Source organism: Microbulbifer mixtoriginis (SeqCode) (assembly GCF_052466765.1).
Window position 1 is genome coordinate 158,005 of the sequence record NZ_CP174289.1, and the last position, 23,724, is coordinate 181,728.

The following is a 23,724-nucleotide window of genomic DNA, read 5'->3' on the forward strand; positions in this document are numbered from 1 at the left end:
GCGCATTGTACAGCGCTTAACAGCTACAGGTAAGACTTGGCCGAATACAGTCGGTCAGCTCACCCATTAACATGACTGGCAGTTCAGGCACCCTGATAATAGTCACCATCTTCCTGCGCGTGGGTTCCACAGCGCAAACGACGCACTTCCTTCTCACGATAGCGGCTATCGTGCCAACATCTTGGTAGTGGCTCACCAGACAGAAAACACAAGTCTGTTTTATCGAAAACTTCTGGGTCTTGTACCTCTTCCCCCCACAGATAGCGGCCAACTACCGTGAGCTCATAGGGATTCGAGAGTGTGACAACATCTGCCACCTCAACCAAATGCTTGGTGGTTACATCTTTAAAAAGCATAGTGGCACCTTTTTCCACTTCCCATCTTCAGTATAGGGCTTTTGGCGACAATTCTGGCTAAATTAGGGTTTATTGAAAAGGCGTAAAAAAGAAATGCAGCTACAGGGCAAGGAGGAGCACATATTTGTAAAGAGCTTGTGATCTGCAGAACACACATGGGTTGATAAGGAGAAGCCTAATCTTATCCGGACTTCTCCAAATTCTATAGAAAATGATAGGGCTCCTTTAGCCCTCAATAGTCAGGCGAGCGGAAACCATACCCTGCTCCGGCAAGGCATCAAGGTTGATGGTGCGAACACCCAATTGTTCTTTCATCAGCTGGTTTAGCCATGGCTGAAGATCCTGATAGCGCACCTCTTCAACCCATAGACGAATACGATTTTCCCCTTCAGGCTCAAATCGTTTAATCGTGACCCGGTTTTGCTTGGCCGCATTGGTTACCCGCTGCAACAAAGTGCCGGAAGCTTGGCCGCCCCCACTATTGGGTTTAACACGGGAGAGCACGGGTCGCTGGGACTCCATCCACAGAACCAGCTCCTGTGACTCCTCTGCTCGCGCGCGAGACTCATCGAAAAAACCTTTGGCCGGACTGTAAAGGCCATAGACAATAAAAAGCGCCCCGGCAAAAAGACTAAGGATGCTCAAGGCACGCTGATCACTGGATGACAGCGCCTGCCACTTCTGTTTCCACTGCTCGATTTGTTCTTTCATTCTGCTTTAAATACCGAATTCTTTCGCCTTATACCTTGCGCCTCTAGCGCACACGCACCCGCCCGGATACGCCCTTCTTCAACTCATTGGCACCAAGTAAATCTGCACGCAAACCATTGCCTGACAGCTTGCTGACAAAAGTGTCCAAATCTGAGAGGTTCTGTGCCTTAAGCTGCAATACCATTTCACCGCGCTGGCCATCAAAGCGAAGTGATTGAAGTTGCAACTCTTTACCTCGCTGTTGAGTCCATACTTTGCTGAGCTGTTGCATATGGGTGGTAAAGGCGCCGCCCTGATTCCCGGCATTTTTTAAGAAGCCATTTAGCTGCCTACGCAGCTGGGCCGAGGGACGTACATTGGGGAACATCTCCGTGAACATGGCTCTAGCCTGCTCTTCTGCCTGCTCGGCCTGCCAGTGGTAGTAGGCCCCAGCACCGACAAAAAACAGAAGTTGTGCGACAAAACAGAAGGCGGCTACTTTGACCGGCTTTAGCCACCATACCGACTCAGTTTTGCCGCTGGCTAGTTGATAATCGCCACTGAGCAAATTACTAAGTTTGCCGGGCTTATAACGCTCGAGAAAAACTTCTTCAGGTGGGCGCTGATTGACTTGTAGGCGATCGGCAAAAAGTGATTCCAGCTCGGCAACAACAAGACCGTCCTCTTCACCGCCACCCAGTAATAGGAGTTCTTTGCCCTCTTCCCCTTCCTCCTCATCAGCACCTTCTTCAGAAGTAATATCTGCGCCAAGAAGGGAGCCTAACAGAGGCTGGAGGTATTCGCGGCGGATCGACAATCCCTGCCCTGTCGACTGCCAAAAATGAGCCTGCTCTCCATCCAACCAAAGGGAAAGGTCAATATCGAGTAGATCCAATAGTAAATATTCTGGTAATGCCGCAGTCAAAGGCCAGCCGAGTCGCTCCACCTGGCTGTGCAAAATTTCCATCTTGTCTTTGGAAATCGCGTAAATGCTACAGATATCACCATTGCGAGGCGCACAGACAAAATGCAGATCTTCTACATCCTCCGCAAGCTGCTCTTCGACCATATAGCCAATAGCGTTGGCCTGACGTCTAGCTGCTTTGGGGATAGATTCAACGCCACTCCAAACCCAGTTACCAGGCAGAAGTAGCAGCGCCTTGCTGCCCTCTGGCAAGTTCAACGCTGGGTGGATGTCGGGTACAGCCGATGCCTCAAACTCTGGATTGAAGGCTGAAAGGAATTCATTATCCAGAGCAGCTTCACACCAAGAGCCATTCTCCCACTGATGTAAAGTGAGCCCACCGGCGCCAGTTTCAGAGAGCCGCAGCAAGACCAAAGCTGGCTTGGGTGGCACTGCAGGCATGCCGATTTCATTTACGCTTTTCTTTTTAAACATACAATCTTATTGGCTATCTACTATCTAGACTCGCTACGGTGCCTTGTAGTCGAGTAATTCCTGCATCATTGCACCAGAAAAAGTGCGCCGCTGGCGCTGTACAACTTTGACTTCACCGTCCCCGGCCTCATCGAGCCATAGAGACGTCTCCCAATACTGGCGGTAGTCTTCACTATCTCCCAATTGGACAGCAATACGCGCCAGAAAGTGCTGGCTATGAAACACAATCTGGTTGGTGTTGTTGAAGCCATGAGAGGACAGATCCCCCGACTGGCTAAGGATGCCGCCAGACTCTCGAAACAGCAGCAACTTACTCACACTCGCGGAGGGGTCCACCGCTTCCAAAAGCTCCTGAGAAGCCAGATTGATATTGATCTTGCTTCCAGTCTCCGGCAGCGCACACAGGAATGGAGCCAGCTTCTGCCAGTCTTCCGGCTCCATACCCTGTACAGAAGACAGTTCCGATATATCACTGATTAAGGTATCTGGGGTGCGATGGGCAAGATCCCTACCGAGATAGCCATCGTCCTCGGTTGCTGAGGAACGCGGTGTGTCGTTGTCATCCATCCAGTCGGCAATAGTCCCGGCTAACTCTGATTTTCCTGTGACATTGCTCACCAGTCGGCGAAAAATATCAAACTGATCGGTCCCGTTACCGCTATCGACAAGATTATTTACATTAAAGCAAGAGTTTAAGTCTTTAATATTTATACGTATTTTTCCGTTATCAGGATTGAACTGCAACGCCGGTGCTGCCCAGGCCTCAAGAGCGTGATCGGCAGGTTGGGCAGCGTCTTTATCCTCTTCATAATCCTTGAGTAGCGCCACCCTACTCCAGGCCTCAGCCCCAGCGACAAACTCGGCTAATTGCGAATTGGCCAAAAGAGCACCGCTTCGGGTGATGGAAATCTGATCGCGGGTAATGGCGTGCGAGACCAGGGCAATTGCAATCACCATTACAAGTAAAACGGTAATTAAAGCCACGCCCCGCTGGCGGCGAAAAGTCTTTATCGACTTAGAGGCGCTCATCGTCATCACCTCTATCAGGGTCATCTTCCGTGGGATCCTCACGCTCACCAGGGTCATTGGGAGACGAGCTGAACTCTACAGTTGAGAAGGAAAAGACGCGGCGAATTTCACCGTACTGACGGGTCATTAACACGAACTCGATAGCTTTTGGCAGGCGGCTATCTGCACTAGTAGTAGATGCTGTAGTACCGGCTGGCGGCCACTGGGCAACCCAGGCATCTGAGCTAGGGTCAAAATATTGTAAAGTCAGGCTCTCCACACCGGCGAGCAGAGGTTCAACAATTGGCTCCGAGTCAGGGCCTCGGTCTAAAACTTGCCAGCGACTGCGCAATAACAAAGCCCCAGGATCTTCCTCTTCAGTAAAGGAGCTACTTCTCTCATCGTCTTCTGGGTAGCCGATACTGTAACCCAGCCGCTGAAGTTCACCCCGAGGCTCACCAATAAGGTTTGCCGCCCCAAGGCGGGTAAATTCGAATTCGTCCTGATCACCGCGCAAAGCGGGTTCATAGCCCGTATAGGCATTTTTAATCGGTCGCGCTGTTACCTGGCGCAGGTCCTCCTCCAGACGATAGAGAGCCATGGAAAAACGGCGCAACTCTTCTGCACGACGCTCAACAACACTGTCGGAATTATGAAAAACTTCTAGTAGGGAAAATGAACCAACACTGATAATCGCCACCAGCACCAGTACGACGAGTACTTCAACCAGAGTAAAGCCTGACTGGCCCTTTATTGGAGAAATCTGCATAGAAGCTACTCCTGCGCCGCCCAGGCATCCAGTGTCAAAGTTGGGTTTTCGGCATCGGGGTAACCCACTTGAATCACGATATGGCGAAGGCGCTCTTCGCTGGTCGCCTCTACCTTTGCGGTCACTTCCCAGTCTCTCTCCGCAAAGGACATTTCCTCCTTTTTCTCACCAATCGGAGGCCAGGGAGTTTGTACTCTAATTTGCGAGAGTACCTGTTGAGCGACCCAGTTAGCTGCGAGCCGCTCCTCCATAACTCTTTGGCGCTGCACGCTGCTCTGCATAGTACGCAATACGCTGGCGGCAATAACCCCAAAGATGACCAGGGCGATCAAAACCTCAACCAGGGTAAAACCGCCCTGTCGGGCCAGGGAATTGCGCTTAAAGGTCATCGGCTTGCCACTCTAGCTGCAAGCCATAGAGGCTACTGTAAGAAATTGTCGCGCCACGAGAGAAGTCACCATCCTCGACCAGAAAAACGGCTAGTTTGATCGGGAGAACTTCACCACTCGATAAAGCGACAAACTGCGGCTTGATCTTCTCCTCATCGCTCTGCTCTTCAGCAAACTCTGTGGATTGGGTGGAAGGCAGTTCCGCCTCTTCAAGCACCTCCAAACGAACGATAGCGGGAAGCTCATGAGCCGCAAATCGCTGGCTGCGTCGACCGGCAGCAGCCATATCGGGAGCCTGCCAAGTCATTGAAGTGGGATCAAATCGCACTACCGTATAAGATTCGGGTTCAAGCACTACGCCGTAATGGGCTTTATCAATCAGGGCACGGTCCGCGACAAGCTGCAACAAGGCGGAGAGACGTTGAGTCTCCCCTTCCCAGACACGCACCCCGGAACTGCCCAGGGACATCATGGCCATGCCAGCCAAGCTGGCGATGATAACAATCACCACCAGAATCTCGACCAGCGTGAAACCCTGATTACGCTTGAGCCTACTGCGGGCTGATCGCCTATACATCGATTGCTGATTGAACCGAGTTACAGGTCAGCGGCAAAAATATCGGCGGCTTCACCCTCTCCACCAGGCTTACCATCCGCACCCAGGGAGAACAGATCGAATGCGCCGGCACTGCCGGGGCTGATGTACTGGTAGTGATTACCCCAAGGATCCTTGGGTGCTTTCTTTAAGTAAGGTTCAGTCCAGTTTTTAGCTTCGGGAAAACCGGAGGGACGGGAAACTAGAGCTTCCAGACCCTGGTCAGAACTTGGGTAAACAAAGTTGTCCATACGGTACATGTCAAGGGCAGTCTCGATAGCACGAAGGTCAACGCGAGCGGCCTTCATACGGGCTTCACCAGTTTTGCCCAAAACACTGGGAACCACCATGGCGCCAAGAACACCGAGGATCACAATCACCACCATGACTTCAATCAAGGTGAAGCCACCACTTCTGCGTAGGTTTCGCATTTTTTTCTCCAAGTTCAGCTGAAAGCTGGGAACCCCCAGGGCCACGAAGGGAATCGTGGCCCCAATTTAAAAATATTCAGTTTTTGTAAAAAGAGATCTATCTACACTCTCAAAGCAGTAAGAAGCCGAGCACCCCTACTAAGCCGAGTCCAATAAGTACCCTTGAGGCCTCGCGTAGGGTAAAGCCACGGCTGTTTAGTAAGGATTTCATCTTCCCCTCCTAAATAACCTGCATCCTGAATCTGTGGACTTCACTACTTTGAACTCTACATAGCCAGTTCGTTCATGCTCATAATTGGCATCATGATCGCCATCACGATAAATAGTACGATAGCGGCCATAACAAGCAACATCAGCGGTTCGAACAAGCTCACAAAAGCAGTCACCGCCCCCTGAAGGTCTTGCTCCTGGGACTCCGCAGCCCTCTGCAGCATTTCGTCCAGGGTGCCAGAAGACTCACCACTGGCGATCATGTAGATCATCATTGGCGGGAAATACCCAATATCTTCCATGGCTCGGTGCAAACTACCGCCCTCACGTACCGTCTTCTGTGCAGTTTCCAGACGATCTTTTAAGAACTCATTGGTCATTACCCCGCGAGCAATACCCATTGCCTGCACCAGTGGGACACTACTACCGGTAAGGATCGCCAAGGTTCCCACATAACGGGCACTCTGCGCACCGCGAACCATCCAACCAATTACCGGCAGGTCCAATAGGCGATGGTGAAACTTATATTTGATCGCCGGGCGGCGCAGCATAATGACCACACCCGCAATAATGGCCCCTAGCGCTGGAGGCACCAGCCAGCCCCAGGCGGCAATAAAGTCACTCATTGAGACCAGTATCCGAGTGGGTAGCGGCAAAATTTGTCCAGTGCCGGTGAAGACCTCAATGACATCCGGCACCACATAAACCATCAGGCCGGTAACCACGAGGACACAGATAAAGACCAATACCATGGGGTAAATAAGTGCCAATTGCACTTTCTGACGAAACTGCTGCTGCCCCTCGGTGTAGTCTCCCAAACGTTCCAGCACCGCATCCAAGTGTCCGGAATGCTCACCGGCCTCCACGGTAGCCCGGTAGAGCTTGGGGAAAGCCTTGGGGAAACACCCAAGGGCCTGGGCAAAACTGTGGCCCTCCAAAATCTTTCCGCGCACCGCCAGCACTACCCGCCGGATTTTCTGGTTGCGAGTCTGGTTGGCAATTGCCCCTAGGGTCTCCTCCAACGGAATACCGGCGCGCAACAAAGTGGCAATTTGGCGGGTAAGCAGGGCCAGATTTTTAATGCTGAGCCCGGGACTTCCGGACATAAAACCGCCAGCACTCTTCTCAGATTGCTCGGCGGCAGGGGTAACATCCAGAGGCACCATGCCTTTAGCACGCAATTGCTGCCGCGCCGAACGGGCACTATCGGCCTCTAGGGTTCCCTTGCTTTTTCGACCGGATGCCGCGAGGGCTGTGTACTCAAACGCTGCCACGATTAAGACTCCTGGGTTACCCGCATGACTTCTTCAAGGGAAGTCCTGCCAGCCAGGACCTTGGCAATACCGTCATCACGGATACTCGGCCCCAATTTACGTGCTTCTGCCACCAGCTTGCTCTCGGAGGCTCGATCGTGGATCAGCTGGCGCATGATTTCATTGAGCGGCACCAACTCATAAATACCGATTCGGCCCACATAGCCGCTATGGTTACATTCATCACAACCATTGGGGCGGTAGATGAGAGTATCCTCAGCGGGGGCGACGCCAAGCACTACCCTCTCCCCTTCATCGGGAACATGGGGCTGCTTACAGGTAGGGCAAAGCACCCTGACCAGGCGCTGTGCCAGAACTCCAATCAAGCTGGAGGACAGCAAGAAAGGTTCGATGCCCATATCCATCAGACGGGTAACAGCACCAAGTGCAGTATTGGTATGCAGGGTTGAGAGTACCAAGTGACCAGTCAAACTCGCCTGGATGGCGATCTGCATAGTCTCAAGATCTCGAATCTCACCAATCATCACCACATCCGGATCCTGACGCAAAATTGCGCGCAAGCCTCGTGCAAAAGTCATATCTGCCTTGGTGTTGACCTGGGTCTGTCCAACCCCTTCCAGGTTGTATTCGACCGGGTCTTCCACCGTCAGGATATTTTTTTCCCGGCTGTTAATACTGCCTAGGCCGGCATAGAGAGTGGTCGTCTTACCTGAGCCCGTCGGGCCCGTAACCAGAATAATGCCGTGTGGGTGAGCCAAAAGCTCTGTCATGACATTGTGGTCCCGCTCGGACATGCCAAGCTTGGACAAGTCCATTTTACCCGCCTGCTTGTCAAGCAGGCGCATCACCACCCGTTCACCGGCCGAGGACGGCATGGTGGAAACACGTACATCGACTTCACGCCCGGCCATCAGCAGCGAGATACGGCCATCCTGGGGAATACGCTTTTCAGCGATATCCAGCTTAGCCATTACCTTGATACGGGAAACCAATAGCGGAGCCAGGGCGCGCCGAGGCTGCAACACCTCGCGCAACACGCCGTCTACCCTAAAACGCACAATTAAGCGTTTTTCAAAGGTCTCAATGTGAATATCCGAAGCCCCCTGTTTCAGGGACTCCGCAAAAATCGCATTGATCAGCTTAACGATGGGCGCATCGTCTTCCTGCTCTAGTAGATCTTCTGTTTCCGGTAGCGAATCTACAACTGCGGCCAAATCCAAATCATCACCCAGCCCCTCTACTTCGGAGAGGTTGCCCCCCTCGCGGTTTTCGTAGAGGCGCTGCAAGGCTACCTGGAAAATTTCATCTTCCACCGACTCCAGGCTTACCGCACCACCATTGATACGTTGCACCTCGGCAATCGCAGAGGGGCTCAGCGGTGCAACGTATTGGCACAGCGGACGCCCCTCCTGCTCCAGTAGCAGGACCTTATGGCGCTTAGCGAAAGCATATGGAAGGCGACGAATTGCTGGAGTCCCTGTTCCTGTATCAACCGTCATTTAAATTCTTCTACCTCCAGCACCTCAACCTCACCATCCAACACTTCAACCTCGCCAGGTACTCCCTCTAGGGCGTCTTCCAGGTTGTCAACGGCATTGATAGAGCCATCTACCGGCGCTGGGCTTTCGTTATAAGTTCCTGTTGGCGGCATCAGGTCAGGTAGCGCATCACCGCGGTGCCAATCCCACAGCAGGCTCGTTCTGTCTTTCAAGAAGATCTGCTTCTGCTGCATATCCATGTAGCGTTTGCGGGTTTCTTCATAGCCAGCCAACTGGGTGCTCAGGATCTTAGGCTTCAGGAACACCATCAAATTAGTTTTTACGACTTTCTTGGTATTGTTTCGGAACAGACGCCCTATTCCTGGAATATCCCCCAACAGAGGCACTTTCTGCACGGAGTCAGTAACATTATCTTCTATCAGCCCACCCAAAACCAAAATCGCACCATCATCAATCAATACCTTGGTGCGAATTTCACGTTTACTAGTAACGATGTCCGAGGCACCCACAGCAGCATCAGCTGCAGCGGAAAGCAGGTTTTCAACCTTCTGCTCAATTTCCAAAGTTACCGAGTTATTGTTATTTACACGTGGAGTGACTTTGAGGGTGGTACCAATATCTTCCCGCTGAATAGTGGTGAAAGGGTCGTCATTGCTACCGGACAACAATTGCTCACCAGTAATAAAGGGTACATTCTGCCCGACGAGGATTTCAGCCTCTTCATTATCCAAAGCCATAATGGTCGGCGTAGACAGAATATTGGTATTGCCCGCTGTGGCAAGCGCATTCACTGCAACTCGGATATCACTTCCACTCAAATAGCCTAAATGTAATGCATTCGCGCCAGTGATACTCGTGAAAGGAAGGGAGAACGGATTGATATTCCCATCTCCGTCTTCAGCCGGTAGGTTGTTCCAGCCGGCAACAAGGTTTTCATCACCCGTGATCCAGCTGATACCAAGGTTATTATTGGTATCCTCTTTAACCTCGACAATAATTGCCTCGATCAGCACCTGAGCACGACGTACATCCAGGCGTGCAATCACGCCTTTCATTGTTTCCAGTAGTGCCGGAGGCGCGGTGAGAACCAGCGCATTGAGGGATTCGTTGACCTGAATACTGACTTCAACGTTCGCAGCCTGCTGGTCTTTTTCTGTATTCTGAATACTACCGCTCATGCCTTCCAGAATTGGTTTCAGGTCGGCGGCATTGGCATACTGAACATAAACTACAGCCGTATTGCCATCACCATCCAGCGGCTGGTCCAAGCGGGCAATAACGGTTCTGATCTGCTGGCGTGTGACTGGGTCACCAGTCAAAAGAACGCTATTGGAACGCTCGTCCACTGCGATTCGCAACGGTTGAACTTCCCGGCCAGCGCCCTTGCCACCAGACGCCTGCAACAAGTCATTGAGAATTTGCTTCACTTCTTTGGCGGAAGCAAACATCAGTGGCACCACTTCAATATCGATGGCACCCGCACGATCGAGCTGTTTTACCAAGAGAACAATCTGGTCAATATTCGCCGCACGATCAGCAATAATCAGGGTATTGGTATCAGCATAAGCTGCCAGGTGGCCAGTCTGAGGAATCAGCGGGCGCAACATAGCGATCAACTGGGAAGCTGAGATATTCTCAACTCGAACAGTACGAACGACTAATGATTCGGCCGGCGCACGGGTATTTTCATCAGCAACCGGAATTGCCTGCTGCTTGGCAAGGGCATCGGGTACCACTTTCCAGGTACCACCCTGCTCTACCAGGCTGAAACCATTTACTTGAAGCACCGACATAAAAACATCGAAGGCTTCATCATGTGTCATAGGGTCACCGGCAACAACGGTGACTTTTCCCTTTACATTGGGGTGGACAATTATATTTTTTCCGGTGAAATCCGCTGCCCAGTTAATCAGGTCGCGAACATCGGCATTATCGAGAGAAAGGGTAACTCTCTCCGGGCCCTGAGCCAGCGTTGCAGTAGACACAAAAAAACTAAACCCGACCGCAATCAGCCGTCGATAAAACATCTTCATCATTATTTATCTGGCTCTAGTAAATGTTCAAAAAACTCAAAACAATCTAGTTAGACAGTTTTTATTGGGGCTGGCGCTGAGCACGACGCTCACGAGCCAGTTCACGCAGCTTTTCCATCCGCTCTCGAATACTTTCCTGGCTCGCCTCACGTCTTGAGGAGCTTCCCGCACGACTACTTTGCCTAGATTTGCGTGACAGGCTTGAGTAGTTTTTCAGCGGAACATTGGGGCGGCCATCCATCTCGGGATATGTCAGCTTTTCCATCCTGCCATTACGACGAAGAACTACATGGTCTACCTCAACAGAATAAAGTTCTGCGCCACCAGGCAGGGAATCTCCCACATACAAACGCTTTGCAGGCTTGCCTTTTTCGGCAACCAGGGCGCTGGCTTTACTCTTGTCCGAATTATCCAAAACGCCAGAGAGGACGATGTTCAGCTGGGTTATAGGGAGGTTGGAGAGATCAACTTCGGGAACAGCTTCTTGTTTCTTGGCTTCGGCATAACCAAAGAAGGGAGTGTTCGGTATTGAAGCTGCCTGGGGGGCACTCACACGACTATCATTGCGCTCAGCCAGCAGAGACTCTTCCGGCTCTGCTGGAATCAGTAAAGAGCCATAGGCGAGTAGATTGCCAGATACCCACAGCAACCCCACCGCAGATGCCGCCATGGTGCCACGAGAGAGCGATCTGCGTGAATCGCCCTGGCTAAAGCCTTTACCGACTGAGCCAATGGCTCGCTTTAATGGGGACATGAACATACCCACATACAAGTTCAACTTTCTTAGGTTATTGGTTTTTGACGCCTATTTTGTTGCCTTCGCCTTCGAAAGGCAACGCTCCTGCCCAGTTAAACGTTGCAAACCAACACTTCGTCCCCGAATTTGCACACTAGTTCCGTAGTCCAGAAGCCAAAAATGAGAAAAGGCGGCAATACGCCGCCTTTTCCAGTACTGATCAGTATACTAATCAGAAATCACAGCTTTGCTTCCAGCTCGGGGACTGCTTCAAACAAATCTGCCACCAAACCGTAGTCAGCAATGGAGAAGATTGGAGCCTCCTCATCTTTGTTGATAGCCACAATAACCTTGGAATCCTTCATGCCAGCCAAATGCTGGATGGCACCGGAAATACCAACGGCAATGTACAAGTCCGGAGCAACGATCTTACCGGTTTGGCCAACTTGCATATCATTGGGCACAAATCCAGCGTCTACTGCAGCGCGTGAGGCGCCAACCGCCGCACCCAGCTTGTCTGCCAACTTGTACAGCATCTCGAAGTTGTCGCCATTCTGCATGCCGCGACCACCGGAAACTACCACGCTAGCGGCGGTAAGCTCAGGGCGGTCGGATTTAGCAAGCTCTTCTCCTACAAAAGAAGAAACACCGGCGTCATCGGCAATATCTACAGCCTCAACAGCTGCACTTCCACCTTCTGCAGCCACTGCGTCGAAAGCAGTAGTACGAACGGAAATCACCTTTATGGCGTCAGAGCTCTGCACGGTCGCGATAACGTTGCCAGCGTAGATTGGACGCTTGAAAGTATCGGGACTCTCTACAGAGATAATGTCAGAGATCGGTTGAACATCCAGCAGCGCAGCGGCGCGCGGCAGCATGTTTTTACCGGTGGTAGTGGCTGGCGCCAGGATATGGCCGTAATCTTTACCCAGATCGGCAACCAGCTTGGCAACGTTTTCAGCCAACTGGTGCTCGTAAGCAGCGTTGTCAGCCAGCAATACTTTGCTAACGCCATCAACTTTAGCAGCGGCGTCTGCAACAGCAGAACAGCCTGCGCCAGCGACTAGGACGGCGATGTCGCCACCGATAGCCTTAGCTGCGGCGATAGTGTTGAGCGTAGCGCCCTTCAGTTCGGCGTTGTCGTGTTCAGCAATAACCAGGATGCTCATCAGATTACCTTCGCCTCATTTTTCAGTTTCTCTACCAGTTCCGCCACGTCGGCAACTTTAACGCCAGCCTGACGCTCTGCTGGTGGCTCGACTTTCAGGGTTTTAGTGCGAGGAGCGATGTCTACACCCAGCTCATCGGGAGTAGTAGTATCGAGAGGCTTCTTCTTGGCCTTCATGATATTCGGCAAAGATGCATATCGTGGCTCATTCAAACGCAGGTCGGTAGTCACGATAGCTGGCAGCTTCAGCTCAACAGTCTGCAGGCCACCATCGATTTCACGGGTTACCTTCACAGCGTCGCCTTCTACAACCACTTCGGAAGCAAAGGTGCCCTGCCCCATACCAGTCAATGCGCCCAGCATCTGGCCAGTTTGGTTGTTGTCGCCATCGATAGACTGCTTGCCGAGAATAACCATTTGCGGCTCTTCTTTATCGACAATCGCCTTCAGGCACTTAGCCACAGCCAGAGGCTGCAGTTCGGCATCGGTCTCAACCAGAATGCCTCGGTCGGCTCCCAGCGCCAGTGCTGTGCGAATTTGCTCCTGGCTCTGCTTGGGACCCATGGAAACGGCGACTATCTCACTAACAACGCCTTTTTCCTTCAAGCGAACCGCCTCTTCTACTGCAATTTCGCAGAAGGGGTTGATAGACATTTTGACGTTGGCAGTATCAACGTCAGTGCCGTCCGCCTTGGGGCGAACCTTGACGTTGTAGTCGACAACGCGTTTCACAGCTACAAGAACTTTCATGGAAATCCCGTCTCAAATATGCTTTTTAACAGCCGCGACTGACGATTCTCATCGCGAACGGATACGGTGTTCTGGTCAAACAGGTGTTTGAACGGCGTGTATGGTGGCGGTTCTATACCGCAAAATCAATAGCCAAATAGAAGTGACTTCTGCCATTCATGCAATCTATTTCAGGAAATAGAGACCATCTATTCAGCTTCCCTAACCTGTTGAAATACAGCACATTTGCCATAGCAAATGAATAGTCATGCAATTGGTAGGGTTGAATAAACGCCTATATAATCCGCCCTCTATATAAATGATAAGGCCGGAATGGCCGCAAAAAGTTGAATACAACCGCTGAGGAGAGTGCCGTGGAACGCGAATCAATGGAATACGATGTAGTGATCGTGGGTGCCGGTCCGGCCGGATTGGCAGCGGCCTGCCGTATTCGCCAGCTCAATGAAGATGTCTCAGTATGCGTTGTGGAGAAAGGTTCCGAGGTCGGCGCCCACATTCTCTCCGGCGCAGTTTTTGAGCCAACTGCTCTGAATGAACTATTCCCAGACTGGAAAGAGCGCGGCGCCCCGCTGAACACAGAGGTCAAGGGCGACGATATCTACGTTCTGCGCAGCGATGAGAACTCCATCAAAGTGCCCAACATGTTTGTGCCAAGCACCATGCACAATGAGGGCAACTACATTATCAGCCTCGGTAACCTTTGCCGCTGGTTGGCCGAGCAGGCAGAGAACCTGGGGGTGGAGATTTTCCCCGGCTTCGCCGCTGCAGAAGTTCTGTACAACGAAGATGGCTCTGTAAAAGGTATTGCCACCGGCGATATGGGCATTGGCTTGAATGGTGAGCAGAAAGACTCCTATATGCCAGGCATGGAGCTGCACGCCAAGTACACTCTTTTTGCCGAGGGCTGTCGCGGCCATCTGGGCAAGCAACTGATCGAGCGCTTCAAGCTGGATGCAGATGCCGATCCGCAACATTACGGCATTGGCGTTAAGGAAATCTGGAAAGTTCCTGCGGACAAACACCAGCAAGGCCTGGTAGTTCACACAGCAGGCTGGCCTTTGGAGCAAAGCGGCACCCACGGTGGTGGTTTCCTTTATCACCTGGAAGACAACCAGGTTGTGGTTGGCCTAATTACCGATCTCGCTTACAGCAATCCACACGTAAGCCCCTTTGACGAATTTCAGCGTTACAAACATCATCCGGTAATCAAACAATACTTGGACGGTGGTCAGCGTGTCGCTTACGGTGCACGTGCCATTGTTAAAGGTGGACTGCAATCTCAGCCGAAGATGACCTTCCCTGGCGGCCTGCTGATCGGCGACAACGCCGGCACCCTGAACTTCGCCAAGATCAAGGGCAATCATACCGCGATGAAGTCCGGCATGATCGCCGCTGAGTCCGTAGTGGAAGCCCTTGCCGCAGAGCGCAACAGTGAAGAGCTGACCGACTACACCACCAAGTATCGTGATAGTTGGGCCTGGAAAGAGCTGCATATGCAGCGCAACTTCGGCCCGGCACAACACAAGTGGGGCAACATCCTCGGTTCAGCTTACGCATTTGTCGATATCAATATCTTCAAAGGCAAGCTGCCCTGGACCCTGCGCGACACCAAAGCTGACCATGCACAACTGAAACCGGCTGCGGACTGCGCAAAAATTGACTACCCCAAACCCGACGGTGTACTCAGCTTTGACAAGCTCTCCTCTGTGTTTATTTCTAACACCAACCACGAGGAAGACCAGCCTTGTCACCTAACCCTGAAGGATCCGGAGATTCCGCTTAACCACAATCTGCCGATTTATGATGAACCAGCTCAGCGTTACTGCCCTGCAGGCGTTTATGAAGTGGTTGAAGATACCAACGGCAAACGTTTCCAGATAAATGCACAGAACTGTGTGCACTGTAAGACCTGTGACATCAAAGACCCAACCCAGAATATTGTCTGGGTTACTCCAGAAGGTGGCGGCGGCCCCAACTACCCAAATATGTAAGCAGTTTGCTTTCTGGCGCCTTCGGGCGCCATTTTTGTATCCGCGTTATTAGTCAGCGCTCTTCTAAGATCGCAAAACTAGATGAACTCCTGCTTCCAGAAGTCGGAAGCAGGATTTAGCAGGCAGAAAATCAGAATTTATACTGAGCACTTAAGGCAAAGAATTGGCCAAGCTCCTCTTCGAATACGATGACGCCATCACGCTCAATCTCGATAGACTCATCCAACAAATTTTGCATCTTGGCTTTTATTGTCACTTCTTCGATGGGATACCAGGAGTAAGTCAAATCCAAAGAATGAAAAGGTTGTTCATATGAGTCTGGATCGAGTTTACGGCCGGCGAGATGCAACCTCTCACCAAATACGTTATACCCCAATGTTGCCGAATGGTTGCCATCAGAACTATCAAAGCCCAAAAGCATATTCACGACAAACTCCGAAGCCCCCGTCATTTCCCGCTCAGGATTCGTAGGCGCATCAGCCTCACCCCCCGCAACCAATTCCGTCTCCTGCAAAGTGACGTTGCCCTGCACAAAGAAACTCTCCATAGAGTCACCCAGGAAGCCGAGCTGCTTCATGCCCTCGATTTCAATACCGGTAATTTCTCCAGACTCGGCATTAATAATTTCCCTGGCTACATTGGTATCACTGGAAGCCGCTTCAAAAAATTCTATGGGGTCAATAACATCCTTATAAAAAGCGGAAACCGTTAAGTTGTCCCCACTATCGAAGAACCATTCGGCACGCAGATCATAATTATGGATTTCAGAGGGACGAACACTGGGGTTACCTTTGACCTGCTCTCCAGTAATAGGATCGATATAATACGCATCGGTAATTTCACGAAGATCCGGCCGTACAGCTGTCTTTGAGACTCCAAAACGAAGCTGAAAAGTCTCCGCCCAAAACTCTCCCATATAAGTCAGTGAGAAAGATGGGTAAATGTCATCTTCAGAATATACGGCTTCCAGCAGTTCTTTCGGGTCAGTTATTACTTGAGGGTCATCTATGGTGTAGCCATAAGGATTCCACTCAAGTACCACTTGACTGTAATCCTCCCAGCGCGCCCCAGCCGAAATTCGCCAGGTTTCAAATAATGTCCAATCGAATTTACCAAATACTGCATCTGTAGCCGTAGCTGCTAAATAGCTTTGCTTGTTACTTCCCGCCAAGTCGAAAACGTAGTCATTTCCATTGTTGGTGATATTTTCATCACCAAATACCTCGCCCAGCGGGCCAACGAGTACATCTTCAGTAGCCACACTGAAGATATCTAGGCGCAGCTCAGTTTGCTTGTATGAGCGCCCCTTCTCCATCCTCGCGAAGCCACCCGTCAACTCCAAACTTGAAAATGAAAATTCTAGAGGCAAGTTGACTGACCAACCGTAATTTTTGACTTCGTCTTCAAGCTCTGTAAATCGGAAACCTGCACTTCGAGAACCCGTACTGACCTTAGAGCTAAGCACTTCACCCGTCGTAGGATCAGTAACTGTATCGGAAATGACGTCGACCTGATTGGGGATGTCTGTGGTCGCTGTTGCATCCGAATAAAACCAATCAACAATCACCTCTTCCGGAACCAGATTGAAGAACTCAAAAGGAAGAAGGGTTTTGGTCTCGGGCCCCAGAGAGTGATTGCCCTTGACCTGATTTAGGTTTAGCTCTCTTTCTTCATACTTCAACAAATACTCACGATAGCCTGAACCGTCTGATACCTGCCGGTTCTCATTAAAGTAATCCGTAATAGAGGTTTCATCATCAGTATTGCGCAGGAATATACTCGTAGTTTCAATCACATGCTCATCAGCAAAGCGTATACCTAAATTTAAATTCCCACTGATATCCACTGAATAAGTTGACTTGTTGCGATTATTCAATTGCTCTTTGGGGGCACCAAAGTTGCGCAGGGTTCTCTCAGACTCCCTCCACTTACTTTTATAAGAGGCTCCAGCCAGAAATCCCAACTCCCAAAGATCATTGAAGGAAAAACGGTTGCCTACACTCGCTTTCATATCCCTATCCAGATCACTGGAATCCACTTCGATAGAAATATCACGATTGAGATTTAAGGCCAGTTCACGATTTAGTGCTTGGGCTGCATCATCGGCTTCATGCTCACTGGCATACTGATTTCCCTCCTCAACCAGAACTTTTCTGATATCGGAGATACCCAAGCCCCCCCTGAAACGTTTTAGCGCTGCGGATATTTCTCCTGGGAGTGCCCTGGTACCATCATCAGTTCCGAAGATGTCATCATCTCCACCCTGATAACTCAGAACCTCGCCACTGGTTTCCGTATTGCTTCCTGTGCCAAACTCTACAGAATAAGTCAGATCATCGGGAATTCCCTTTGTGCGAATATCCACATTGCCACCGCCAAAGCTAGCAGCCTGATCAGCAGAGTAACTCTTCTGAACAGCCAGGGAATCCACTATGGAAGTAGGGAATAAATCGAGAGGAATCACATTTCGAGTCAGATCCGGTGAGGGTACTATCGCACCATTTAGCGTGGTACTTGAGTAACGCTCCCCCAATCCACGCACATAGACGAACTTATCACTCACGAGCGATAGTCCCGATACCCTACGCAACGCAGCCGCCACTGTAGAATCCCCTACCCGGCCGATCATCTCGGCACCAAGGATATCGGTGACCACTTCTTCTTGCAGGCGCTCACTGACCAGGGCCTCCGCGGAGTCCCGCAAACGCCCCTGAACTACCACTTCTTCAATCCCTCGTGCTTTACCAGTGCTTTCTTCCACCAGATCGGCATCCTGGGCAAATACACCAGGAGCCATAGCAGAGGCCGCAGTAATAGCCATTACCAACGGCAGTCTCTGGAAATTTTCATATTTATCCATTACACAGGCCTCTTATCATTCCTATTTTGGGGTATCAAAACCAAACAGGGCGCCGACCCCATCAGCGAAGGCGGCGCCCTGCAGGTTCAGGAGAAATACTCCTAACAATCCCTAAAGCTAATTATTCAAACCAGAGAGGCTGTGCGCGGTTGCCCTGGTGAAGGCCGTAAGTCCAACCTTGAGTCCAGTCAGTGCCATTTATATCGAGGGCACCCAAGTATGCGCGCTCAAACGCAGTTACAGTAGGCACGGTATCATTGATGCGCTGTTGATCAGCAGCTACCGTATAGATTGCAGGGGTTCCGTCTAGCAAAATAAAATTGGTATCAATACCGATGGTTGGACTCACCGCACCAGAAATCGGAGCAAACTGGTTACCATTATCTTCAGCCCAGGCCACTAAATCGAATGAAGCTTCGTCGGTTTTAGTGCGATCTTCACAAGCGAAAATGTTTGAGGTCAAGGCTAGCTCTGTTCCGGAGGTCGCTTCGTTACGGGTTTGAGCACTCTCCATACGTAAACAGTAGTTGCTACCATCATCAGCCGTTTCGTCAGCTTTAAATGAGGCAACGATTATTGAGTTAGTAATCATTGGGTAAATACCCTCACGCAAGCGCCACCCAGCACCCGGATCATGCGTACCTTCTTTTTGAGCAGAAACAATACAAGTCAGACCATCAATCATAGGGCGACTGTTAAGCCCTTGATTAATCAGTGCGGTGTAATCAATCGTGTCTTTATAAGAACCGATTCCATCTGCCTCAATACAGTGGTTGCCATCATTTTCACTCTGAATCACCAGGGCATTGGTGATACTTCCGCGGTAACCCTCGTCAATATCGATTGAGTCATCTCGCACATAAAGAGCAACATAATTATTAATATCTACCGCACCGCCAAAGAACTCAATCCCATCATCAAAAGTGGAATAAGCCTGCAAATTGTTTACCACAGTCCCATTTCCAACCGCATCAAATGAGATACCATTGAGTTCATCGCCACTAGCGACCAAAGCTCCAGTATGTTTTACGACGACATAGGAAAGCTCACCAGAGTTATCCGCATTGTTGTCGCCGCCGTAGTATGAAGTGTTATCGTCAGTAGACCCCTCGGCAGCAACATGACACTCTCCATCCAAGACCAAATCTCCGCCGCCAATAGAGCCTTTATATTTACATTTATTGGTAACACCAAAACCATTGATAACCATTCCACCCCACTGGGATACTGCATCAGCAGTCACAGTGCCGCGAACATCAGTTTCAGAAGTGAAGGTAATTGGTGCGGATTCAGTACCACGGGCAAAAACTTGCGAGCCACGATTCACGACCATAAAAGCCGAGTTATCCTTGAACGCAACGGTTGTCCCAGCCTGTATCTCCAGCTTTACGTTATCTCCTCCCTTGGTGATACCAGCGGCCTGCAAGTCGGCATCACTAGAGAAATTTTCACCAACAAAAAGACTACCATCAAAAATATGGGCTCCACCTTCTGAAAGCGCCGGGAGGTACAAATCTTCAATTAAAGGATTGGATGCAGAAACAAAATCGGTTCCATATCGGCAGTTACCACTCTCGTAGGTACCTTGCACGCCCGAGCTTTCGATAATTGCACAGGGGTTTTCTGAAGAACCACTTCCAGAATTATCAACAGAGTTATCTACTGAATTATCTACGGTCTTAGGCTCAACACTGACACCATCACCATCACAACCCGCCAATAAAGCCACAATTACAGCAGCCAGGACGACTCGATTTTGTATACGCTTCATACTCCCCCCCTAAAGGAATTAATATCCAAAATATGAGCAGCCTATGAATATTGACCTCAGATTTTACTTACAGGTAAAAACTTGAAATCAAATAATTGACCGCCTGAACACTATGTTTGTTTTTACGCCTAAGCGAATAGGACGGAGGGGAGTGTAGAAACGGCGTGTTGCGAATTTGTTAACTTTTTATATGTTTTCAGTAATTTTTGCACTAGAAACTTGAACTTTACATTTAATTGTATTTTTTATTTCCCTTGGATTTACATACGCTTTCAGAAAAATGAAAGAAATATAAAAACCATTAAATCTTGCCAATTGCACAAGACTACAAAGGCTTCAAAAAAAATATGAAAAGTTATGAATCTAGGGAGAACTTACGTTAAAGGCGATTTCAAGAGGGGCTTATCTAAGTAGTTAGATAAACCTGGGGGAATAGAAAACAACCCCAGGTTTAGAAAAGGGCGTTTCCTAATAAGAACCCAAAAGAAATTCGCCACCCGCACTGCGTATAAACAGCTGCCCAGAACCATTTTCCCCCAGCCTTCTCTCTTCTGCCCAATCTACCAGCTGGTAGAAGACATCACGGGACACCCTGGCCATTAGGCCATTTTGGGCTTCTACGTAGGGGACTGGCTGTGCAGGTGTGCCGAATTCTTGAAGCTGCCAATTGCTACCTTGATTCAGCTCGATAACATCGCCCACACTCGTAGTGAATAATAGCCGCTGATCTTCACCCTCTGAGGCGCTGCGCGCAACTTGGGTAGCTACAAAGGGGACATCCTCAACCTGTATTCGCAGCTTTTCGACAGGAGTGACCAGAAAGTACTCATCCCCTTCCCTCTTCAGGATGCTAGCAAACAACTTCACCAGTGGCTGGCGGCGGATTTCGGTTCCTTCATGAATCCAGCGACCATCACTCTTGATCACCATATCCATATCGCCACAGAAATCCGGGTCCCACCGGTCAACCGGTGGGTGCCCGTGGAACTCCTTTTGCAACTTTTGCAGTTGCTGAAAAAGTGGCTCAGCCAAAGGAGGACCCCGCCGTGTCGCCAGAATGGCCGCTCTCCATGGGTTTACGCTGTGAGGTATCACCAATGTGTACACCCACATCCATAATAAACTCCATCAATCCCTCACGATCCTCGATCACATCGGCAAAGGATTTGGAGTGATAGAGCTCTACTGCGCCCTGCACTAGGGCCCAGTAAGTGGAGTAATAGAAATAGGCAGGCACTTTTTTCAGCATCCCCTGCTCTATCCTGCGCTCAAATACTCGGTTTAAAGCAGAGGTGTTGGAGTTACGGATAGCGTGTAATTCGGAGATCATCTCAGGCGCCAAATTGAGAGAGATAATCTTTTCTTCCAAGCGCTGAAAGAGGCGATCCTTACCAGGATCAGCCATACGGGACTCAAAGTAGGCACGAGCGGGCGCGGTAATGTCGCCTTTCTCTGCATTCTCTACTGCGATCTTCAGGCGCTCTGCCAGGGACTTTTCATAGTCCATCAGCAGCCGCATATAGATTTCTGTTTTAGAGATAAAGTGCTTGTAGATGGTGCCTTTGCCTATATCTACACGCTCAGCAATCTGCTCAACCGTGACTTTCTCTTCACCATGCTCCAGCAGAAGCTCCAGAGCCGCATCCAGGATGCGCTGCTCACGCGCGCGAAACCTCTGAACCTTCTCTTTTGCCTTATCCATACTTCCGACCTTCTCTGCCCGTAATGTTGGGGACTGAAATTGACTATTCATTCATGAATGATAGGCAATTCGAGTCGCTTGGAAAAGAGAATCGGGAAATTAGCCTAGAAAATACGCCCAAAGAGAGAGCAGCCCGCCTAAATTTTGTCCTAATACGACATTTAAGGTCCAAGTTAGCCATCATTTTCGCCATGAATGACATCACATTGCTAACGCAAAGCGCTCAACTAAGTGAACCATCAGCCACCAATGAAACTTGATGCAAAATTAATGACTAATAATGGCCTTTACGTCATCTACTGTTATTATCGCTCTTCTGGGCAGACCTCCAATGCCAGCCCAGGCAAACCCGACTATCACTTATAGGTAACAGGTAGAGTCGTCCATGTTGGAAAAGCTGAGCAAACTTCTCGACGTCGAAGAGCTGGATCGTCACCTCTTTCGCAGTCGCCATCACGTCGAAAATTATCGAAAAGTACTCTTTGGGGGCCAGGTGCTTGGCCAAGCCCTGATGGCCGCCGCCCGTACCGTCGAGGATCGCCTGCCACACTCCCTACATGCCTATTTCTTACGCCCTGGATCAAGCGAGCTACCGGTAATCTATGAGGTGGACCCAATACGTGACGGGGGCAGCTTTACCACCCGCCGCGTTGTGGCCAAACAGCGCGGCCGCGCGATCTTTAACATGTCGGCCTCTTTCCAGATCCAGGAGCCTGGTTTCGATCATCAGGCCGACATGCCTACTGTGGACATACCTGACCCAGAAAGCTTAAAAAACACTCAGGAGCTGGCTCTGGAGGCTGGCCTCGTTAGCCCGCAGTATGACCAGCGTCGCTATATGATCGACTTCCGCCCAGTAGATCCACAAAGCTACTTTGGTGCCGAAACTCGAGAAGCCAAGTGTATGTTCTGGTTGCGTGCAGAGGGCGAAATGTCTGATGACCCTATCGAGCACCGAGCAGCACTCTGCTATGCCTCTGATATGGGACTACTGGGCACCTCTCTGCAGCCACATGATATTTCCCTATTCGATCCACACCTGATGCCAGCCAGCGTTGACCACGCCATGTGGTTTCATCGCAACTTCCGTCTCGATCAATGGCTTTTGTACGTCACTGATAGCCCGTCTGCCGGTGGTGCACGTGGATTTACCCGCGGCCAGATCTATACCCGCGATGGCGTGTTGGTAGCCTCTACCGCGCAAGAGGGCCTTATTCGACAAATTAAAAGCTAAGTCGAAAGGTTATAACGAAAGCGAGACAAGAAAGCGCCTCTCATTGTATCGGTAGAGATAGCCCAGCCGGGAATGAGCGGCGTAACCTTTTTACCTGAAAATCTAATAAATAGCTTCAGGATCTCCACGGGTGAATAGTCCCTTCTAATCCACAAAGACAATCGCTACCAATTTGGCGATCTCGCCGACATAAGCTGGCACTTTTCTTCTTAGGATATGTAACAAGCCACTCTGCATTTTTTTAAGAAGTGCGAAAAGTATGGAGCCATTTCGCTATAGGGTCTCGCGACAATATTGTCATCTACATGCAGGGCACCCTCTTAAGCCCTGCCCCATAAGAGCAAAAAATGGAAAAAGTACAGACCATTCTCAAGCACAATAACCGGAGTTTATTAATAAGGCTTTTGAACCATGTGGAAAGTTGGTGCTAGAAATACTCAGGAGAAAAGAAGCAAGCTGACAGACACAAAAAAGCCCGCAGCATGCGGGCTTTTTAAATAATGGTCGGTGAGAGAGGATTCGAACCTCCGACCCCTTCGTCCCGAACGAAGTGCGCTACCAGGCTGCGCTACTCACCGAGGTCGCGAATACTACGCGCCCACTTTTTATCGGTCAAGTATTTTCGACGCAAATTTCATCTTCGTATATTTTGCATTCAACCACCATACTTTATGGCTTTTGAAGGCTTTATCTCTCCCCTATACGAACATCTTTGGCTTTATATTATCGCCCCCTTTGAAATAACCGCTTGCCTATTCGGGAGTCTTATTTTGGATATATTTCAATCAATAGTGTACTCCTGCTGATTTCGCTCCTTCATTTCGGCAAATACCGCATGCGGTGCACTTGGTGAGCAATG

Annotated in this window: 20 protein-coding genes and 1 tRNA gene; 2 read left to right on the top strand and 19 right to left on the bottom strand. The window is 50.2% G+C overall.

Annotated elements, in window-relative coordinates; genetic code table 11:
• Window positions 1-83 precede the first annotated feature (83 nt).
• The 14 genes from ACJJIV_RS00685 to ACJJIV_RS00750 all read right to left on the bottom strand — a co-directional run bounded on the left by ACJJIV_RS00685 (window position 84) and on the right by ACJJIV_RS00750 (window position 13,307).
• On the bottom strand, window positions 84-356 hold the full coding sequence (locus tag ACJJIV_RS00685; RefSeq protein WP_252085851.1) for an acetyltransferase: 273 nt from the start codon (window positions 354-356) through the stop codon (window positions 84-86).
• A 225-nt stretch (window positions 357-581) separates the two neighbouring features.
• Window positions 582-1,067 carry a type II secretion system protein M gene (locus tag ACJJIV_RS00690; protein WP_444890365.1) on the bottom strand — a complete coding sequence of 162 codons (486 nt, stop codon included), beginning with the start codon at window positions 1,065-1,067 and terminating at the stop codon, window positions 582-584.
• Between the two features lie 43 nt (window positions 1,068-1,110).
• Window positions 1,111-2,445 (bottom strand): type II secretion system protein GspL, encoded by a 1,335-nt coding sequence (gene gspL, locus ACJJIV_RS00695; RefSeq protein WP_444890366.1) that lies wholly within the window; start codon window positions 2,443-2,445, stop codon window positions 1,111-1,113.
• 33 nt (window positions 2,446-2,478) lie between these two features.
• Window positions 2,479-3,498, bottom strand: coding sequence for a type II secretion system minor pseudopilin GspK (gene gspK, locus ACJJIV_RS00700; RefSeq protein WP_444890367.1), 1,020 nt, complete (start codon window positions 3,496-3,498; stop codon window positions 2,479-2,481).
• The gene (gspJ, locus tag ACJJIV_RS00705; protein ID WP_444886124.1) at window positions 3,461-4,222 is read right to left on the bottom strand and encodes a type II secretion system minor pseudopilin GspJ; all 762 of its coding nucleotides are present in this window, start codon (window positions 4,220-4,222) and stop codon (window positions 3,461-3,463) included. The genes gspK and gspJ overlap by 38 nt, the downstream gene beginning before the upstream one ends.
• A gap of 5 nt (window positions 4,223-4,227) precedes the next feature.
• Window positions 4,228-4,611, bottom strand: coding sequence for a type II secretion system minor pseudopilin GspI (gene gspI / locus ACJJIV_RS00710; protein WP_252085846.1), 384 nt, complete (start codon window positions 4,609-4,611; stop codon window positions 4,228-4,230).
• Window positions 4,601-5,188: a prepilin-type N-terminal cleavage/methylation domain-containing protein gene (locus ACJJIV_RS00715; RefSeq protein WP_252085845.1), complete on the bottom strand. Its 588-nt coding sequence runs from the start codon at window positions 5,186-5,188 to the stop codon at window positions 4,601-4,603. Before ACJJIV_RS00715 ends, gspI begins: the two co-directional genes overlap by 11 nt.
• A gap of 20 nt (window positions 5,189-5,208) precedes the next feature.
• Complete coding sequence (gene gspG, locus ACJJIV_RS00720) at window positions 5,209-5,637, bottom strand: type II secretion system major pseudopilin GspG (RefSeq protein ID WP_252085844.1); 429 nt, start codon at window positions 5,635-5,637, stop codon at window positions 5,209-5,211.
• Between the two features lie 266 nt (window positions 5,638-5,903).
• Window positions 5,904-7,121, bottom strand: a complete 1,218-nt coding sequence (gene gspF / locus ACJJIV_RS00725; protein WP_252085843.1) for a type II secretion system inner membrane protein GspF — start codon at window positions 7,119-7,121, stop codon at window positions 5,904-5,906.
• Window positions 7,122-7,123: 2 nt separating this feature from the next.
• Entirely contained in the window at window positions 7,124-8,620 is a 1,497-nt protein-coding gene (gene gspE, locus ACJJIV_RS00730; RefSeq protein WP_444890368.1) for a type II secretion system ATPase GspE, read from the bottom strand.
• Window positions 8,617-10,656, bottom strand: a complete 2,040-nt coding sequence (gene gspD / locus ACJJIV_RS00735) for a type II secretion system secretin GspD (protein ID WP_444890369.1) — start codon at window positions 10,654-10,656, stop codon at window positions 8,617-8,619. Before gspD ends, gspE begins: the two co-directional genes overlap by 4 nt.
• A 58-nt stretch (window positions 10,657-10,714) precedes the next feature.
• Complete coding sequence (locus ACJJIV_RS00740) at window positions 10,715-11,407, bottom strand: type II secretion system protein N (RefSeq protein ID WP_444890370.1); 693 nt, start codon at window positions 11,405-11,407, stop codon at window positions 10,715-10,717.
• 221 nt (window positions 11,408-11,628) lie between these two features.
• Entirely contained in the window at window positions 11,629-12,558 is a 930-nt protein-coding gene (locus ACJJIV_RS00745) for an electron transfer flavoprotein subunit alpha/FixB family protein (protein ID WP_444890371.1), read from the bottom strand.
• Window positions 12,558-13,307, bottom strand: a complete 750-nt coding sequence (locus tag ACJJIV_RS00750) for an electron transfer flavoprotein subunit beta/FixA family protein (protein WP_252085838.1) — start codon at window positions 13,305-13,307, stop codon at window positions 12,558-12,560. The genes ACJJIV_RS00745 and ACJJIV_RS00750 overlap by 1 nt, the downstream gene beginning before the upstream one ends.
• 353 nt (window positions 13,308-13,660) lie before the next feature.
• Between ACJJIV_RS00750 and ACJJIV_RS00755 the strand changes: the two genes are divergently transcribed.
• A complete protein-coding gene (locus tag ACJJIV_RS00755) occupies window positions 13,661-15,298 on the top strand; it encodes an electron transfer flavoprotein-ubiquinone oxidoreductase (RefSeq protein WP_444886120.1) in 1,638 nt (545 codons plus the stop codon).
• Window positions 15,299-15,428: 130 nt separating this feature from the next.
• Here ACJJIV_RS00755 and ACJJIV_RS00760 read toward each other — a convergent pair whose 3' ends face one another.
• From ACJJIV_RS00760 to ACJJIV_RS00775, 4 genes are all read right to left on the bottom strand, one after another.
• Complete coding sequence (locus ACJJIV_RS00760; RefSeq protein ID WP_444890372.1) at window positions 15,429-18,158, bottom strand: TonB-dependent receptor domain-containing protein; 2,730 nt, start codon at window positions 18,156-18,158, stop codon at window positions 15,429-15,431.
• A 121-nt stretch (window positions 18,159-18,279) separates the two neighbouring features.
• The gene (locus ACJJIV_RS00765; RefSeq protein ID WP_444890373.1) at window positions 18,280-19,929 is read right to left on the bottom strand and encodes a beta-helix domain-containing protein; all 1,650 of its coding nucleotides are present in this window, start codon (window positions 19,927-19,929) and stop codon (window positions 18,280-18,282) included.
• 468 nt (window positions 19,930-20,397) lie between these two features.
• On the bottom strand, window positions 20,398-20,961 hold the full coding sequence (locus ACJJIV_RS00770; RefSeq protein WP_444890374.1) for a DUF1285 domain-containing protein: 564 nt from the start codon (window positions 20,959-20,961) through the stop codon (window positions 20,398-20,400).
• Window positions 20,954-21,631 carry a TetR/AcrR family transcriptional regulator gene (locus ACJJIV_RS00775; protein ID WP_252085834.1) on the bottom strand — a complete coding sequence of 226 codons (678 nt, stop codon included), beginning with the start codon at window positions 21,629-21,631 and terminating at the stop codon, window positions 20,954-20,956. Before ACJJIV_RS00775 ends, ACJJIV_RS00770 begins: the two co-directional genes overlap by 8 nt.
• 385 nt (window positions 21,632-22,016) lie before the next feature.
• Between ACJJIV_RS00775 and ACJJIV_RS00780 the strand changes: the two genes are divergently transcribed.
• Window positions 22,017-22,865 (top strand): acyl-CoA thioesterase, encoded by an 849-nt coding sequence (locus tag ACJJIV_RS00780; RefSeq protein ID WP_444890375.1) that lies wholly within the window; start codon window positions 22,017-22,019, stop codon window positions 22,863-22,865.
• 501 nt (window positions 22,866-23,366) lie between these two features.
• Here ACJJIV_RS00780 and ACJJIV_RS00785 read toward each other — a convergent pair.
• Window positions 23,367-23,443 (bottom strand) — tRNA-Pro (locus ACJJIV_RS00785).
• Window positions 23,444-23,724 lie beyond the last annotated feature (281 nt).